The organism is Enterococcus mundtii (genome assembly GCF_013394305.1).
GTDB lineage: Bacteria > Bacillota > Bacilli > Lactobacillales > Enterococcaceae > Enterococcus_B > Enterococcus_B pernyi.
The window spans coordinates 3,056,285-3,073,491 of the sequence record NZ_AP019810.1; the positions used below are offsets into that span (position 1 = coordinate 3,056,285).

Below are 17,207 nucleotides of genomic sequence, written 5' to 3' on the forward strand. Positions count from 1 at the left end.
CTGAAAGACGTATGTGTTTTCTAGGACAAAATAGGATAACCAAAACAGACAATGGCTGCTTCTTCGTTGTACCTACAAATGTTTGACTGAACCTAGATGAAAGTTTTCGCGGATTTGTTCGTCACGCTAAATCGAATTTTGATGGTGAAAGAATCAGAAGAGGCAACTTCTCGTCGGATTTAGACATGGACAAATAGTACATCCGAGGGATAATAAAAGGAAGTGAAAAATTTGGCAGAAAACTAAAAACGAATCCTCTTTTGGAACAGACTTCAATGATAGCTTTTATATCTTATCATGACCCATAAAGACAGCGTTGATAAAATAAACAGAATGATCGATACATATATGGATAGTCAGACTTTTTCAGAAAATACCTTGGAGATTATGAGGTCATGTTAGCTGAATTCGGCGTATGTTAATAGTTGACCAAAATAAAGCATTCAAAAATTTTGTCGGAATCTAGCTATCAGGACTTATTTATTCTAATCGATAACTGGAAACAATAAACATTTATTTTGCCCTTACAATCTTTGAGTTAGTCCAAATAACAGCGACATAAAATGCTGAATATTTAGCAAATGTTTGAAAGAATCGTGTCTCAACATTTGTTGATCTATTATTATGAATATGTTCTTTTATAGACCGAGACAAAAGAAGAAGTTGACCGTATAAAGTGCTTGCAAATCAAGGTACGATTACTAATTGCTTTGTTCCAATATTTTATAAAAATTTTTGTAAAGCTTGTCTAGCTAGATTATCAGCGCCTTTATTTTTACTTTCAGGTACCCACTGAAGGATCAACATTGAAAAATCTTTTAATAGACTTTGTATTTTTTCTAAATAAGGTAAAAAATCTTTGTTGTTCGTATGATTTTTATCGATAGTTGATACAAGTACTTTACTATCGGAATAGCAGAGAATGATTTCTTCGGTCATCTGTCTATTCTTTAGAATTTCTAAAGTTTTTAAAAAGACTTCAAACTCGGCTTGATGGTTTGAACCAAAGGACAAAGGGATAGACAACTGTTCTTGTTGTTGATCAGCGATTATTAATATTCCTCCACCACTAGGTCCAGGGTTGCATTTTGTTGATGCGTCAATGTATACTTTTAACATAAGGAAAAACACGCCCTTCAAAAATTGTCGGTTTGACTTATTATACCACTACAGATAAAGACACGAGGTTGAAGAATGAAAAAAAATATTCGCTGGCAGCCCGAAACGGCACAGTCGATCATTTATTGGTCATCAACATTTATTCTATTATTTTTGAGTTTGATTTTATCGTTAGAAAATACAAGGCCTTATTGGAAAAGTAATATTTTAATGGGAATTTTCTTTATTTTTCTTTTGCTAGGATTTCGACGCTCACTAGTTTTAAAGAAAGAGGCAATAAAAATAAAATATGCTGCTTTTTGGAGAGATCGCGACATACCTATCAATGAAATCAAGGAAGTCCACGTACAAAAACGTAAAGTATCTTTATCTCTTGTAAAAGGCAAAGAGCCATTCGTGATTTTCGTCAATCAGAAGGCACAAGGAAAATTGCTTGATCACTTGAAACATCCACATAAACAAACGATCAACACTTCTTCACTGTTAAAGAATACGAATGATTTAGTTGAGTAAAAAATAACAATAGAGACTTTAGTTATTTTTAACTGCACAGAGAGTCGTCTATAATAATAAAAAAGCTATTCCGAAAAACACCGGAATAGCTTATTTTGTTTGATTGGACTAAGCTTGATCATTGATCTTTTTGACATGGGCCGCCTGAATGCCTCGATTACCTTCAATGACGGTAAATTCTACCACTTGGTTTTCTTCAAGTGTTTTGAATCCTTCTTCTTCGATTGCAGTAAAATGTACGAAGATCTCTTCTGTTTTATCATAACTAATAAAGCCATATCCTTTTTTGTTATCGAACCATTTCACCATTCCTGTGGTCAAAACACTCACGACCTTTCTATGTCTGATCATAGCCTATATTATAAAGAGAATTAATAGGTACGTCAAATAAATTAAAAGTCAGTTTTTTTTGTTTTTTTTTACAAGGAAAACAGGTATAATGGATTTAACTTAACAAAATATAAATATTTTTATATATAGTTCGTGAAAAGGGGCGTTTTAATGAAGAATGATTTAGAAATTTCACAAGAAACACAGCTAAAACCGATAGTTAGAGTTGCGGATAGCATTGGAATCAATGAAGATGATTTGGAATTATATGGAAAATACAAAGCAAAAATAAACTTTACCGCAATAAATGATTTTTCGGAAAAAGAGGATGGTCGCCTCATATTGGTAACTTCTATCAATCCAACACCAGCGGGAGAAGGAAAATCAACAGTTACAGTCGGATTAGGTGACGCGTTGAACCAAATAGACAAAAAAGCAGTGATTGCATTGCGTGAGCCCTCATTAGGTCCGGTTATGGGAATCAAGGGCGGAGCGACAGGAGGTGGCTACGCACAAGTATTACCAATGGAAGATATCAATTTGCATTTTACTGGCGATATGCATGCCATCACTTCTGCAAACAATGCATTGTCAGCTCTATTAGATAATCATATCCATCAAGGAAATGAGCTGGGGATCGATCCTCGACGTGTCATTTGGAAACGTGTGGTGGATTTAAACGACCGAGCATTGCGAAATGTGATCGTTGGGCTGGGCGGACCGATGCAAGGGGTACCAAGAGAAGATGGATTCGACATTACTGTGGCTAGTGAAATCATGGCAATTTTGTGTTTAGCTGCTGATTTAGATGATTTAAAAGCTCGGTTAGCACGAATCGTGATTGGCTACACCTATGATCGTCGCCCTGTAACAGCAGGGGATCTAAAAGCAGAGGGTTCCCTTGCTTTGTTATTAAAAGATGCAATTAAACCGAATCTCGTACAAACGATCTATGGTACACCAGCATTTATCCATGGTGGACCATTTGCAAATATTGCTCATGGCTGTAATAGTGTACTAGCAACTAAAACTGCTTTGAAAATTGCGGATTATGTAGTGACTGAAGCTGGTTTTGGTGCTGATTTAGGAGGAGAAAAATTCCTAGATATCAAAGTTCCTAATTTGCAGAAAGCACCAGATGCGATTGTGATCGTAGCAACTGTCCGTGCGTTAAAAATGCACGGGGGATTGGATAAGGCAGAATTACAAAATGAAAATCTCAAGGCGTTGCAAACTGGATATGCGAACTTAAAACGGCATATTCGTAATATGAAAAGTTACCAGATTCCAGTGATCGTCGCAATCAATGAGTTTGTGACTGATACAGACGCTGAATTAGAATTACTGAAAGAATTGTGTGAAAAAGAAGGAGTCGTAGCAAAACGCGCAAGTGTTTGGGAAAATGGTGCGGAAGGTGGCGTGGACTTAGCAAAGGCAGTCGTAGAATTGATCGATACAGAAAGCGCGGATTACGTTCCATTGTACCAATCCAGTGATCCGATCAAAACAAAAGTCCAAGCGGTTGTTCAAAAAATCTACGGTGGCAAAGAAGTCTCTTTTAGTAAAAAAGCAGAAAATCAAATCATTGAATTTGAGAAAAATGGTTGGTCTGACTTACCGGTTTGTATGGCAAAAACCCAGTACTCTTTTTCTGATGATCCAACATTATTAGGTGCACCAGAGGATTTCACAATCACGATCCGTGAATTTGTACCTAAGTTAGGTGCCGGATTTTTAGTCGCTTTGACAGGCGAAGTGATGACGATGCCTGGATTACCAAAAAAACCAGCCGCCTTGAATATGAACGTAACGAATCAAGGAGAAGTAATCGGTTTATTCTAATCGAAAAACGTAAGATTTTAAGTAGTCTTCACTGACTCTTTTTAATATTTAGGCGTATAAGTAAAAAATAGTTGATCTATTTTTACTTATACGTTTTTTTATATTGATTAATTTATACCTAAATGACAAAAAAAGTTCAAGTTTTTATTATTAAAAAAAAACTAGTCACGAGTTCAAATGGACGGATATATATAATTGGGGCATAAAATTGTACTGTTAAATTAGTATCTCATCAAAAAAACAAGGAGAGGAAGCTATGCCAATCGATAATCAAAGTAATCGAAAACGAAATGGACAATTCAACAATGAAAAGAATAATAAAGAAGATAAGCAGGCTTTTGAAGATGCAGTAAAAGCAATTTCTTCTGGCGTCGGCCATGCCCCAACGCCAGCGATTTTTCACTCGCCATTATTATTGTCACTATATGTCTCGAGCATCTTAGGAAATGTGGTCGTTAGAGGAGAGGGCCCCAAACAACAACGAGTTAAGCGGAATAGTGGCACTGTTTTTGAAGCAGATACTTTTGTTGAAGTCACACAACATGCAAATCAATCAGAAGTATTGAATTCGCTCACCTCTCATTCGACGGTGAACACGACGTTGCTCACACCAGCTTTGACAGAGAACTCGACGGCTATTGATACTGTGAATGCACCATTTTTTCGAACTTTTTATGATAATACTACTTACAATTTGACAGATTTTTCTCATCATTGGAGTTTAAATGTACATAAAATAGCACACGGCATTGCAGAAACATATGGATGCACAACAAATAAGACGAGCATAACGCGCCCAATTTTAGAGGAAGAATCTAATCCGTTCAATCACACCCAAGTCCACTTTAAAACCGTTTGTCAGAGTGCGATTGCTGAGTCTCAAAAGATAAATCAACAACCAACAGATCAACCCACAGAGCTACATCATTTTTCCTTCAAGAAAGGAGGCGATGGGAGTTCCAAACAACAATTTTTATTTGAAGATTCGGCGGAAAAACTAAAAAATATTTTTAAACAATCATTTAACAAAACCAGCCATCAGACGGATCAACAGACAACAGGAAATGCGACAAACGATACTTCTGGGACAGCTAATTTCTTTAAGGGACTAACTGAGGCTTTCGTCACATTTTTTAATGATTTTGATCAACCAATCTATACAGAAAAACATGAAAGTTTAAAAGGAGATTCGCTGATCACTCGCTTTTTATCAATGATGGCTCAAAGTATTTCATACCAAGATGAGATCCATCAGACAGCTACACCTTCAAAAGATAAAAATGTTCCTCATGCTTTTCGATCCTATGACTTCTCAAGTGGAATTCCAGCTTTGAAAAAAGAAGAGGAAGGATTTGCGACACAATTTTGGACATTGTTTAGTAAAATGGATGAAACACTGACCAACTTTATAAAAAAATGGGATTTATTCGTAGTTCGAGGAGCTGAAGCAAGGCCGATCAACCATCCTTTTTCTGACAATGAAGATAGTGTATCGGCAAGTGAAACGGGCGATGAAAAAACGGCGATAGAAAATCAGCAAAAAATAGCCACCACTGAATCGACGAATACTTCTGACTTAGTGGTAGTCGGTAAAATCATTGAAGATATTGAACAAAATCGAAAGCCTGCTGAGCGTTACGAGGAACCTATTCCGGCATTTTTTTATGATAAAAAGCTGTTTGAGCGAAAGGATGCGACGGATAAGGCAATCACACAGTTGAAAGAATTTTTAGTGAAACAAAAAATTGTAAGTAAAACTGCCCATGCAGGACTAGTGCTTAAAGAACTTGAGAAATGGGCAGAGATAAAATCGCTCCATGATCTTTCAGAAGAATCAGATAAAATACAATTTTTGAATTTTTTCATCCGGTACTCCTATGGGTTAGAAGATGCAAGAGCAGGGGACATATCATCGGCTAACCAATTGCAATCGACTTTTATGCAATTGAAAATAAATGTAGGTTTAATAGGGTACACCTTCCAGCAGAATACGTATCCTATTCAATTGTCGCCAAAGGAAACACCTGATGTTACGAATGTTCAAGCAGAAACAGAGGTGAGTAATCAAATTTTTTCAGACTTCATTCATGATCGACCTGCTTCTATTTCAATAAATCAGACAATCACTGCGGTAGTCTATCATCGCGATCTTTTCAACCAACGAGAGAAAACAAAAATAGTGAATCAAGGGCTTGTCTGCTTTGCCTATAAACAGGGAACTAGGCTAAAAAATCCCTCAGCGAGCCATTTAATTAGATGGATGCAAAAATGGATACTTAGAGGGAAGAATTATGCGGAAATTGTGAATAGAGAGGAACTTGCAGCGAAAGAGTTGCTAAAAGCATATGGTTCTAAAATGAAAATTAGTTCTCCGAACGACTCAAGGGCGGTTATCCAACAATGGGAAAATAATAATGCGCAGATGGGATATACTTATAAAAAAGATGAGATTAATGTAATCGGACAAGCGACGGATAAGGAAAAGAAGGCAGAACAATTAGAAAAACAAAGAGTACTATCGTTTCTTCGAGAAAATGGCATTATTCCTATGACCGGTTCCACTTATGTACTCGAAGAAGATCAAAAACCATTTCTTTTCAATGAACGAGAGGAAGTCATCGATCAACGGATTGTTGCTTTTTTGAAGAAAAAGGGTATCGTTTGTGATACGTCTAATTCTGAGCGGCTTGCTGAAACAGTATCAAATTGGGTATTGATTGAAGGGGCGAATCAAAAAATAATTGATCCCGTCAAACTCAAGCAATTCTCGCAAGCAATCTTGGGTCAAGAGGACAACGGTCTGATCTCCAATAAAGAAGCAGAACTAACGTTTACGAAATGGTTATGGGGAAAATTGGAGAAAGACGACTCTTCAACTGTATCTAATAGTCAAACAAAAACAAGCAAGTCTGTTTTGGAAAATAGTGAAACGCAATGGAGAAGTCAAGAAGTACTTGATAAAGTAGAGTTATTTTTACGCGAAAAGTACTTGATCAAAGGTGAGGTAACAAAAGAGGATATTTTGAGTGGAATAGGAGGATGGTTTAGGCAAGGCAGCGTAAATGGCGAGGTCAGTCCAGAGAAGATACAAGGTATTGCGACAGTTATATTGAAAGAACTAAAGTTATATGGTGGAGCAGAAGGTGAGTTAGTTTCTGACAAAAGCGCGATAAAAACAGTAATGAAATGGGTCATTGAGAATGTCTTAGAAAGCACTATTGAAGTATTTGCAACAAAAAAAATCCTTGATCATCCCAATCCAGATAACTTTACGATTGGCGAGCTTAGGAATTCTTTTAAACTAGATGAATTCGTAAAAAGCGGACAACTTAAGCTTGTGAAAGAAGACAATCCACAAAAACAAAATGAATTAGAGAATAATGTACGTTTGTTGTGGAGTATTTGTCTGAACTATATGCTTCCCAATTATTTTCTTAAATCGAGTGATTTGTCAGATAATTTGCTGATCTCGGATTATCGTTCATTGATGCAAATGACAGGATCAAGAATATTAGCCGCTTCAGGTTTACTTAATCAGTTTAATCAAGAGGAAATTCGTACACTTGGCGAACTTTTCTTCGAATCTGTTAGTAATCAAGGAATCCAAGATATGGAAGAATTGGATCACCTTCTGTTTCCTGCATTATTTACTACTGCACAATTGGATGCTTCCCTTTTGCGAAAATCTATGGAAGAAGGTAATTATAAAGAAGTCGCAATCAGTACATTTATTGGTTATTTCCAGAGAGGCTACTTTGCGATCATGGCACATCAAGAAGAAATCAATCGCCTCTATGGGAACTATCAGACAGCAGTGATTAACTTTCGAAGAAAACAAGCACTAGTGACTGAAGTGATCAATGAGTGTGAAAGACTCGGCATAAGAGTCACTAAATTAGCAAGTCAAGTGTATTTAGCTGGAGGAAATCCTTGCCCAGGGCCATGGATTCCTCGTGATCTCGAAAAATGGTACACAGAATTAACAACAGAAGTAGTAGAATCCTATCATTTATTGAATCGGAAACTGATTGGCTTATCCATTCATTCAAGTAATCAATCAGAATTAGATTTTATGTTTTCCCCTGAAACTCATATCTATGAAGGATCTGCTAAGTTTATAGATACAGATGGTCCTTCAAAAACAGTGGGACCTTCACCATCGATCGTTTTTTCCGGTAATCGACAAGAAAGAGACGACCTGATCTTGCCACTTAAGGAAACAGATATACTCATTGCGATTCGTGACAACGAAGAAAGACGGTATGCATTGAAAAGATTGGAGAAGGAAGGTGGATATGCCTTTTATCGTGTAGATAAAGATCCGTTTCTATTGTTAGAATATGATTTAGTTGATCTAAAATCCCTCTGGTGGAGGAAGCCAAAAAAAGTAGGGGATAAAATTCAAATTGGTCGATACTATTATTCGTTTTCAACGGAAATCCATTTAGATAAGTTGTTATCGCATGGTAATGAGAAGGAAACTTTATTTAATACAATCAGTCTCAAGCATAAAAATATCCTGTATCACCAATTATATGAATCAGGAAACGATAAGACAATAACTAGTCAAGTATGGGATGTGGTTAGCCATTTCATTCCATTTTATGATTGTGTCGTGGGGATTGTTAATAAGGATACAGCAAGCGCGGTGCCTAATTGTCTGATTGATACGCTTCTCTTGGTGCCTATATTAGGTCAGATTAGTTCTATCAATATCCGATTTGCTCTAGGCGCAGCACGAGTGATTGCACGTGGTGGAATAACAGGATTAGTGAAAAATACCTCAAAAATAGTACCAAAAATTTCCGAACTCAGAAGTCTCTTGGCTAGTGTGGTGCGGTATATTGATCCAGGGATTGAGGCAGCAATTAGTGGTGGACGCTTTGTAATCAAGAACCTATTAAAATTAAAAAACCAGCCAATTCTTACGAGAAATATCCACTTTAAACCAGTCTTAACAAAACTTGAAAAACATGAAAAAGATTTGCCTGCACCAGTGATATCAAAAATGACTGTTACCGCTCGTTTACCAAGAAATGGTCCGCAAGTTCTTGTGAAAAAAATGAAAAACAATCTATATGTCAAAGTTTCCGATTTTAAAAAAGGAGATGTCTATGGAAAAGTTTTTACTTTAAGAGGAGAAGAACTGAGAGAATTTGAAGGCCCCGTATTTTTTTCTCAAAAACAAAAGGAAATCATCCAATCTTTAAAAATCAATATCCAGCCAGATGAGATGTTTATCGAAAAGATAAATTATTATCCTAAAGGTTATGGTGAAGGAACGGTCATGGAAATCTATAAAAATGGTCAGAAAAAAATGGATGTGATCGAAATGGACGGTCAACTTGTTCCTGTTAGGATCCAAGCGATAAAGAAATACGGTGTGCGCTATGATGTAATGGATGGAGATAAAGTATTACCTGTGAACTTTAATGGTATTGAATGGTATTTCGAACAAGATACATCCCCGCTAATTTCGAGAGCAGTAAAAATCGAAGTGACGAATCGTATCAATCAGTTTGAAGCTGTATGGGACCCTAGTACTCTGTCAGCACCAGATGGAAATGGTTTGATGTGGAGTGCAGAAGGTAGAACCTATATTAAGATCCAAGAACGCTATATTCCTTTGGCCTTATTAGATAAGGAAAACAACCGATATCATTTAGTGAAAAAAGATATACTAGAACCTATGACTGTCTTACGATTGGATCCGGGAATCGATCAGTTCCGTTTTGAAACTCAGTTGGAGAAAAGCGTTGTTGAACGTCCGGATGATCTATTATTCGCTGGCGGCTTCGATGAGGGAGCAAGCACATCAAAAGGTCAACCAGCCTCTACACAAAATCAGCTGACCTCTGTAACTCTTAGCAACCCTAATTATCCACCCTATATGTGGGTGCCTAAAATACCACAGAAATGGCCAGAATGGAAAGCACGTATGAATGCAATCGAGATTGATCGCCCTAATAATGTCCCTGTACTGGAGAATAGTCAAGTGGTACTACCACGATTAACTAAGCTTATACCAGAACCACCAAAAGAGATAATAATCGATGAAGCGCTGACCATAAAAAAAATCAAGCTGGGTATTCAGCATTGTTTACCACCCGAATTGAAAAATAAATATCGTGTATTTGCTGGTTTAGATGCCGCAAAAATGCCGGAACATTTAAAAGAATTTCGGAAAGTAGTAGCAAAAGAATATAATGAAGCGGTGAATATTGTAGATCTTGTTATCGAAGAATGTAAATATCTGCTGAGGTTTGAGAAAATAAGTTCGACGACGAGAGGAACCTATTTAGCCAATATGTTTAATGTATATGGCAAACCAGAGGAACAGGCAGTCTTAAAAGAAGTGGTCAAAAGGCTTCAGACAATCGCAGAAAAAAGCAAAGCATTTCTTAAGCAATCAGCAGATTGGGGATTTAAGAATATTTGGATTGCTTCCACCGATTTCCAAAAAGATCCGATAACGAAGAAATTCTATTCCTTAAGTAAAGAACGTACTTCGCCATATGGATTTGTGATTCGGACGGATGCCGAAAATCGAATCATACTTATGGCTGATTCTTTTAATAAGAACCCTAATTATTGGCCAGAAGTTGAAATTGCACCTCCTGTCTCAGAAACTTTACTTCATGAAACGTCTCATTTAGTTTCAATGACTGATGATATCGTCGTTTATGATGAGGTGCACCGTGGTTTTTTAAGGCGCGGAAAAGATGCACAAATCGATTTCGTTTCTCGGTATCATAAGAATTTCAGAACCACTGGTTTTTCTAATTTTGTTCGAATGATAGCAAATTATTTCCGTATGGATAAGCTATCACGAATGGCTGTTTTTCGGAATTTCGGTACAGATTCTATGTTGTTGGCTAATTATATGTTGAATGATGCGGAAATGGTCGGTACGCTTCTTAGAGATGTTGCCAATGGGTACAGGTATGATCAACCGCTCCTGCGACCTAAACGTTCTGTGGATGAACCAACTCAAGAGCCAACTGCGGAAATTGGAAGTGGCAATATCCTTATCAATCTGTCATTGATGTCAATCGGTGAGTATGCGACAGAAGAAAGAAGTATTGGCTTAGAAGTGACGAAGGAACCCCCTTTAGGAAGCACACTTAGCGATGTAAGTCCTACAACAGAATTTTCTACCTCAATGGATTCAAAACAAGCTGGTTCTGCTTCGGTGATAGATGGAAAGATACCAAATAGTCAATCACAAAATGGAGAGATTCCTGCACAACGAATAAGAGTGAAGCGAAGTGATTTGAATGTTTCGGAAGAAAAAATCAATCAAAGAACTTCTCAATCTAGCTCCGTCGAACAAAATGGTACCTTATCTAAGGTTTCCCAGCCTGTAAGCGCCAACCCAACAATTTATAATAAATTCTCCGCTCTCATAAATAGAGGAGTTGGAAAGAGTGAGGCGCTAAATAGAACTTCAACAAGGAGACAAAATAAGAATAAATTGGTAGGAATGAATTTATAAAATTGAGATCCTGAAATGATCATGCAGGTCAACGATTGTAAAATACGTTGACACTGGGGATAAAGACAACAGTGGTTTAATGATTATCTGGCTGTCTTTAGGTATTAGTATTTTATTTTTTGACTACATTTCGATGCAATAAATTTTGTTTTACTTAGTCAAGTATTCATATTAATTAGACAAATTTTGGTTTAGTTGTTCACACGATCTATCTCTTATCAGATGCGTACAAATACCTAATAAACAAAGGAGTATGAAGATACCTATTGAACAACATCGAGAAAAAATCGGTCAATTCAACAACAAATCACAGAAATATATGACGGAAGATAACCTAAAAAGAAATCTAAGCTCACTTGCAGACAGCTTTGGGCATTATCCTGTCGGTAGAGGAGTCTGGTCGCCGACAGGAATATTGTACTTATTAAGTGTTGGTCAAAATCTTCGGATATCGGAAGCAAATCTACCGAATCGACAGCGTGCAGTACAAGAAACGACTGCTGCATTTGAAGTGGATACATTTGTAGAAGCACGACAACAAGGGAATGAGACCTCTTTACATTCTTTAGTGTCAAGTTCTACTGCGGCTCCCCAGCGATTTACTCCATTTACGCCGAATCATTCGTCTATACCTACCAATTCGACGATTGAGGTTGCACTGCCTTCGAATTCGCTCATTTATTTAGTAGAGAAGGCTCATCAGTGGAGCATAGGACTGCACAAAATGGCGCATCGAATTGCGCAAGTCGAAAATTGCACGACTACGAGCGAGATCTTTCACCAAAACCCTCTTGGACTTTGGAATGGCGCCAATCATACACAAGCTCATTTTAAAACTATTTGTCAGACAGCTATTACAAAATCACAAACAACCAATGAAGAACGAAAAAGTATGCCTGCGAGTATTCAAAAATTTTCTTTTAAAAAGCAAACAATAGAGAAGACAACACACAGATTCACTGCCGAAGAGGAAGCCAAAAAAATGAAAACGGTATTTGAATCAACGGTGGAAGAATTCTATCAAACAAAAAATAGAAGAACGACAGAAAAAACAAAAAAGCATGGAACTCCTATTCCTGAAGCGCCAATCGTTGATGCTTTTTGGGGAGAACTGACCGAGCTCTTTACGACATTTTTCGGTAAACCTGAAAATGCTACATATACCGAGCAACCAGCAGACACGAATGGATACTCAGTGATGGATCATTTGGTTGAGTGGCTGACCCAGACGTTCTCAGTCAATCATTCGTCCTATGATACGGTGGATAGCAAAATAAATCAGAATTCGAATATTCCTCTAGCGTCAGTTTTACCTGATCAATCCCAGACACAAGCTTCAATGGCCGAGCCAGCTGTAAAGGAAGTGGTGGCAGAAGCGATATCACCTTTATGGGAACTCACGAACAAATTGGCGGAAAAACTTGTCAAAGGTTGAAGCGATCCCAGAGGCATATGCGTTTATGATGAGTCATGATCCGGAGTGTCGAATCATATTTATTGCTGATATGAATCATATTGATCCAGATTATATGCCAAAACTACAGATATCTGTAGATCCAAAGGAAACTCTTATCCATGAAACAACACATATCGTGTCCATGACATACGACGTTATTTCTAGCTATCCGTATATGGTGTCAGGATATTCGAAATCTGGAGCAGATGTTCGCAACCAATATTTCAGAAGGTATCCAGGTTTTTTCAAAACGGAGGAGTTTACTCGCTTTGTTGATCAGTTAGCAGATTACCAGAACTCTCCGATGTTATCAGAAGAAGCGGTTATACTTGCAGAAAAAACTGACGCGATGATGAGTATGAATATTCAAAGTCTTGATGCAGAAACCCTAACGATAATTATTAGAGATATTGCATTAGGAAATCCTTTCAATAAACGTCCAATCAATCAACGACCAAAACTCTTTAAACGAGACCTCAGCAATCAACAGAACAAACCAAAAGTAAATGGTGAAATGCTAGTCTCTCTTGTATTAATGAATTCAGGACAGTTCAATATAGCTGAAAGAAATCTAGAATTGGGAGTTACAAAAAAACAATAGTCCAGACTACTGCAAGTCCCTTGCCAACCAGTACGTCTAATAAAGAGAATACCAATCAGCAAGGCTCTGGACAAGATAAGGCGAAACAAAGTAAAAAGAATCAAAAAAAGCCGCGAATAAATAAACTGGTTGGATTTAGCACGAAAATCAGTGGGTTTGTGAATGAAGGACAAGTAAACACCACAGCCAAAAAAAAGAGCGACTTAAATCTTCAAAAGTAATGAGACTAGTAAAAGTTATACACTTTTTGTTCAGCAATTTAATGTGGAGCAACGATCCAAGAATAAATGATCAATACCTACGGAGGTCGGGACAACAGCGTGTCATCTCGATAAATAAGGCGTCATCCACGAAAATGGTTCTTCAACTTTTTGTGGATGACGCCTTATTTATCGCAGAGTTTTTTTTCGCCGTTTATATGGGGTGGACGAATGGCCAGACCTTTTTTACTTTTCTCTCATTTAAGCAATATATATTTTACATTTAGTAAGATATAGTTTACAATCAGGATGACTGAGAAGAATGGAGGTTAACCATCAAGTTGAAAAACATCCGAATGAAACTCGCGCGTTTAGCAAATGATTTAAGCCAAGAAGAATTGGCCCAACGTGTAGGAGTGACAAGGCAAACGATTGGATTGATTGAAGCAGGGAAGTATAATCCCACACTCAAGTTGTGTCAGGCCATCTGCCATGAATTAAATCAAACATTAGATGATCTATTTTGGGAGGATAAAGATGAAAAAGAATAAACTTAAAGATGAACGTATCGTACAGGTCAATAATCAAATACAAAGTGAAGCCTTTTTGTTATTATTGGTATTATTAGGGACTTCGATCTTTGTAAAAAGTTATTTGTTGGAGCAACCAGTTTCTGAAGTGTTTACCGAATTATTGTTGCTAGGAGTAGCGTTCATCTATTTATTGATCCGTGGCTCACTGATTGGTCACGAGCTTATCGATCAATCCAAACATGCAAAGAAATTACGAGTGTTAGCAGTCATTGTTGGAAGTGTATTCGTTTCTGCAGTTACTGGGGTGAGAAATTATAGCTTATATCATGAGTTATACACTGGTTATTTCGATCCTCATTTTTTAGCGATTTTAGGGATTACATTTATATCTTCGGCTTTATTTATGTCTGCCTTAGTGTTTTTGGTTTCTTCTGTCAATCGATTTGGGCAGAAAAGACTGGAAAGTAAATTAGAGGATGAAAATGAGGAAAAATGATTGCTGAAAAAGATGATATAAGGATCGATCCATTAGGGATAACAGAGATTCCGCTTGTGTTTTGATAGAGACTAACGCATAATAGGAGGAGCGAAAATGGAAGTGAATGTTACTAGAGATACGGGATTTTACGGAATGGGTAGTCCAATCACATTACGGGTGGATGATCGGAAAATCAGTTTGGGGCAAAACCAATCTGTTACTCTAGATGTAGACACCCCGTTTCAGATGCAAGTCACCTTTTTTTGGCTCAAAAGTCCAGTCTATACGATAACAGAACCAACTAAAAACTATCGGATTACGATGAATTTATTGCTATTACAGTTATATCCCGTACTTTTCTTATTTACAGGGATCAGTGCTGTTGCTATTCAAAGTATCCTTTATAGTTTACTGATCGTCGTCGTAATGATTGGTTTCTTTCTATTTATAAAAAATAAAGCATATGTCATCAAGGAGGCTAGTGATGAAGAATTCTGATCTTTTTTTGAGTAGCTTTAATCGGATCGAAAAATGGATGCAAGAAGAGATGGGGAATCCACGAAATATGGGGTTCACTGAACTCGTTCGTCGTTTAGCACAAAAGCAACACCAAAGTATTAAAAAATATGAGGATGACTTACTACAGTTGGCTCAATTACGTAATGCGATCGTGCATGATCGGATCGCCGTCGATTTTATTATCGCTGAACCTAATGAATGGGCGACGAAGCGTATCCAAAGAATCGAGCAAGAACTGATTCGTCCAGAAACAGTGTTACCGCGTTTCGCAAAGCATGTAACTGGGTTTGAATGGGACATCCCATTACCTAGTTTGTTGGAGACTGTTGCTCAAAAGCGTTATTCTCAGTTCCCGCTTTATCATAAAGGAACATTCAAAGGATTAGTGACGTTGCGGATGTTAGGTTTTTGGTTAGCCAAAGAAAGTCATCATGGTGTGATCGATCTTCAAGGAAAAATAGCTGCCGATCTGATCACTCAAGATGGTAAGTACACCAATTATCATTTTGTATCCGCTCAGACAACGATTGCTGAAGTAGAAAAAATGTTTGGCGAGCAGGGTACGCTTGAGGCTGTGTTGATCACCAAAAACGGCGACCCTAACGGAAATTTATTAGGGATCATCAGACCAAGAGATATTTATCATGAAGTAGAAAAGGAATGATTGTTTGTTAGCGATATATTGGATTATAAGTGCGTTGATCATCGGCTTAGATCAATGGGTAAAATGGTTGATCGTCGATAACTTTGCTTTAGGAGAAACGAAATCAGTGATTCCAGGGATCTTGTCCTTGAATCATATCCGTAATTTCGGAGCAGCTTGGAGTTTACTAGAAGGAAAAATGTGGTTTTTTACTGTCGTGACGATCATTGCAGTTGTAGTGATCTTGACGTTGATGATCAAAAATCGTAGCAACGGAAATCGTTGGTTCATGATCGGTCTGACATTGATTCTAGCTGGAGCAATCGGTAACTTTATCGATCGTGTCCGTTTAGGGTATGTGATCGATATGTTCCAAACTGATTTCGTGAATTTCCCGATTTTTAATGTGGCAGACATTTCTCTAGTGATCGGTGTGATCTGCGTATTGATTTATATTATTTTAGATGAAAAGGAACAACGAAAAAAATGACACAATTAAAAGCAACTATCAAAGAAGAAAAAGGACGGATCGATAAAGTTCTGACAGCATTATTTGCGGATCATAGTCGTTCACAAGTTCAACAATGGTTGAAAGACGGTGCCGTTTCCGTAAATGGGGAACCAGTAAAAGCGAATTACAAAGTAAAATCGGCTGATGCAATCGTCGTGGAAGTACCAGAGCCTGAAGAACTTGAGATCGTAGCAGAAGACTTACCAATAGAAATCGTCTATGAAGATGACGACGTAGCTGTGGTCAATAAACCACAAGGCATGGTCGTTCATCCTTCTGCTGGTCATGCCCAAGGAACACTAGTCAATGCGTTGATGTACCATATGAAAAATCTATCATCGATCAATGGCGTGATCCGTCCAGGGATCGTCCATCGAATCGATAAAGACACGTCTGGATTATTGATGATCGCCAAAAATGATCAAGCCCATGAAGCGTTGGCGCAGCAATTGAAAGATAAAACTTCCCTAAGAAAATATATTGCTTTAGTCCATGGCGTTATTCCTCATGAAAAAGGGACGATCAATGCACCTATCGGGCGCTCAAAAGTCGATCGAAAAATGCAAGCGATCCGCGAAGATGGAAAACCAGCTGTGACGCATTTTACTGTACTAGAACGTTTTGAGAATTTCACTTTAGTAGAGTTACAATTAGAAACAGGGCGTACGCATCAGATCCGTGTGCATATGAAGTATATTGGTTATCCTTTAGCAGGTGATCCCGTATATGGACCAAAGAAAACCCTCAAAGGCAATGGCCAATTTTTACATGCTAAATTATTAGGTTTCACTCATCCTCAAACGAATGAACGAATGACCTTTGAGGCACCATTGCCAGAAGTTTTTGAAAAAACTTTAGAGAAGTTGAGAAAAGATATTGCTTTTTAAAGTACTTAACGGTATAGTAATAAACAATAAAAGAAAAACTTAATAGCAGTCCTTTAAGTTTAGTCCCGTGAGGCTAAGAA

13 protein-coding genes are annotated in these 17,207 nt (G+C 37.5%); 11 read left to right on the forward strand and 2 right to left on the reverse strand.

The genetic code is table 11. The annotated features are described in order from the left end of the window. Positions 1–723: 723 nt before the first annotated feature. Positions 724–1,119: a ribonuclease HI family protein gene (locus tag HZ311_RS14615; RefSeq protein ID WP_178946790.1), complete on the reverse strand. Its 396-nt coding sequence runs from the start codon at positions 1,117–1,119 to the stop codon at positions 724–726. Positions 1,120–1,194: 75 nt separating this feature from the next. Here HZ311_RS14615 and HZ311_RS14620 point away from each other — a divergent pair, with 75 nt between their 5' ends. Beyond that, complete coding sequence (locus HZ311_RS14620) at positions 1,195–1,632, forward strand: EbsA family protein (RefSeq protein WP_010735532.1); 438 nt, start codon at positions 1,195–1,197, stop codon at positions 1,630–1,632. A gap of 108 nt (positions 1,633–1,740) precedes the next feature. On the opposite strand, the gene HZ311_RS14625 is transcribed toward HZ311_RS14620, so the two are convergent. After that, positions 1,741–1,953, reverse strand: a complete 213-nt coding sequence (locus HZ311_RS14625; protein WP_023519613.1) for a cold-shock protein — start codon at positions 1,951–1,953, stop codon at positions 1,741–1,743. A 180-nt stretch (positions 1,954–2,133) separates the two neighbouring features. On the opposite strand from HZ311_RS14625, the gene HZ311_RS14630 reads away from it, so the two are divergent. The 10 genes from HZ311_RS14630 (at position 2,134) to HZ311_RS14675 (ending at position 17,127) form a co-directional block, all read left to right on the forward strand. Then, on the forward strand, positions 2,134–3,804 hold the full coding sequence (locus HZ311_RS14630) for a formate--tetrahydrofolate ligase (protein ID WP_010735530.1): 1,671 nt from the start codon (positions 2,134–2,136) through the stop codon (positions 3,802–3,804). Between the two features lie 256 nt (positions 3,805–4,060). Continuing rightward, positions 4,061–11,299, forward strand: a complete 7,239-nt coding sequence (locus HZ311_RS14635; RefSeq protein ID WP_178946791.1) for a QWxxN domain — start codon at positions 4,061–4,063, stop codon at positions 11,297–11,299. 253 nt (positions 11,300–11,552) lie between these two features. Continuing rightward, positions 11,553–12,734 (forward strand): hypothetical protein, encoded by a 1,182-nt coding sequence (locus HZ311_RS14640; protein ID WP_023519616.1) that lies wholly within the window; start codon positions 11,553–11,555, stop codon positions 12,732–12,734. After that, positions 12,721–13,356 (forward strand): hypothetical protein, encoded by a 636-nt coding sequence (locus HZ311_RS14645; protein ID WP_023519617.1) that lies wholly within the window; start codon positions 12,721–12,723, stop codon positions 13,354–13,356. The genes HZ311_RS14640 and HZ311_RS14645 overlap by 14 nt, the downstream gene beginning before the upstream one ends. A gap of 556 nt (positions 13,357–13,912) precedes the next feature. Next, complete coding sequence (locus tag HZ311_RS14650; RefSeq protein ID WP_196768995.1) at positions 13,913–14,107, forward strand: helix-turn-helix transcriptional regulator; 195 nt, start codon at positions 13,913–13,915, stop codon at positions 14,105–14,107. Further along, positions 14,094–14,585 carry a DUF6773 family protein gene (locus HZ311_RS14655; RefSeq protein ID WP_010735523.1) on the forward strand — a complete coding sequence of 164 codons (492 nt, stop codon included), beginning with the start codon at positions 14,094–14,096 and terminating at the stop codon, positions 14,583–14,585. Before HZ311_RS14650 ends, HZ311_RS14655 begins: the two co-directional genes overlap by 14 nt. A 96-nt stretch (positions 14,586–14,681) precedes the next feature. Further along, complete coding sequence (locus HZ311_RS14660) at positions 14,682–15,065, forward strand: hypothetical protein (protein ID WP_023519619.1); 384 nt, start codon at positions 14,682–14,684, stop codon at positions 15,063–15,065. Then, the gene (locus HZ311_RS14665; RefSeq protein WP_023519620.1) at positions 15,052–15,750 is read left to right on the forward strand and encodes a CBS domain-containing protein; all 699 of its coding nucleotides are present in this window, start codon (positions 15,052–15,054) and stop codon (positions 15,748–15,750) included. The genes HZ311_RS14660 and HZ311_RS14665 overlap by 14 nt, the downstream gene beginning before the upstream one ends. Positions 15,751–15,754: 4 nt before the next feature. Further along, entirely contained in the window at positions 15,755–16,219 is a 465-nt protein-coding gene (gene lspA, locus HZ311_RS14670; RefSeq protein ID WP_010735520.1) for a signal peptidase II, read from the forward strand. Next, the gene (locus tag HZ311_RS14675) at positions 16,216–17,127 is read left to right on the forward strand and encodes an RluA family pseudouridine synthase (protein WP_077151345.1); all 912 of its coding nucleotides are present in this window, start codon (positions 16,216–16,218) and stop codon (positions 17,125–17,127) included. Before lspA ends, HZ311_RS14675 begins: the two co-directional genes overlap by 4 nt. The last annotated feature ends 80 nt before the right edge of the window (positions 17,128–17,207 follow it).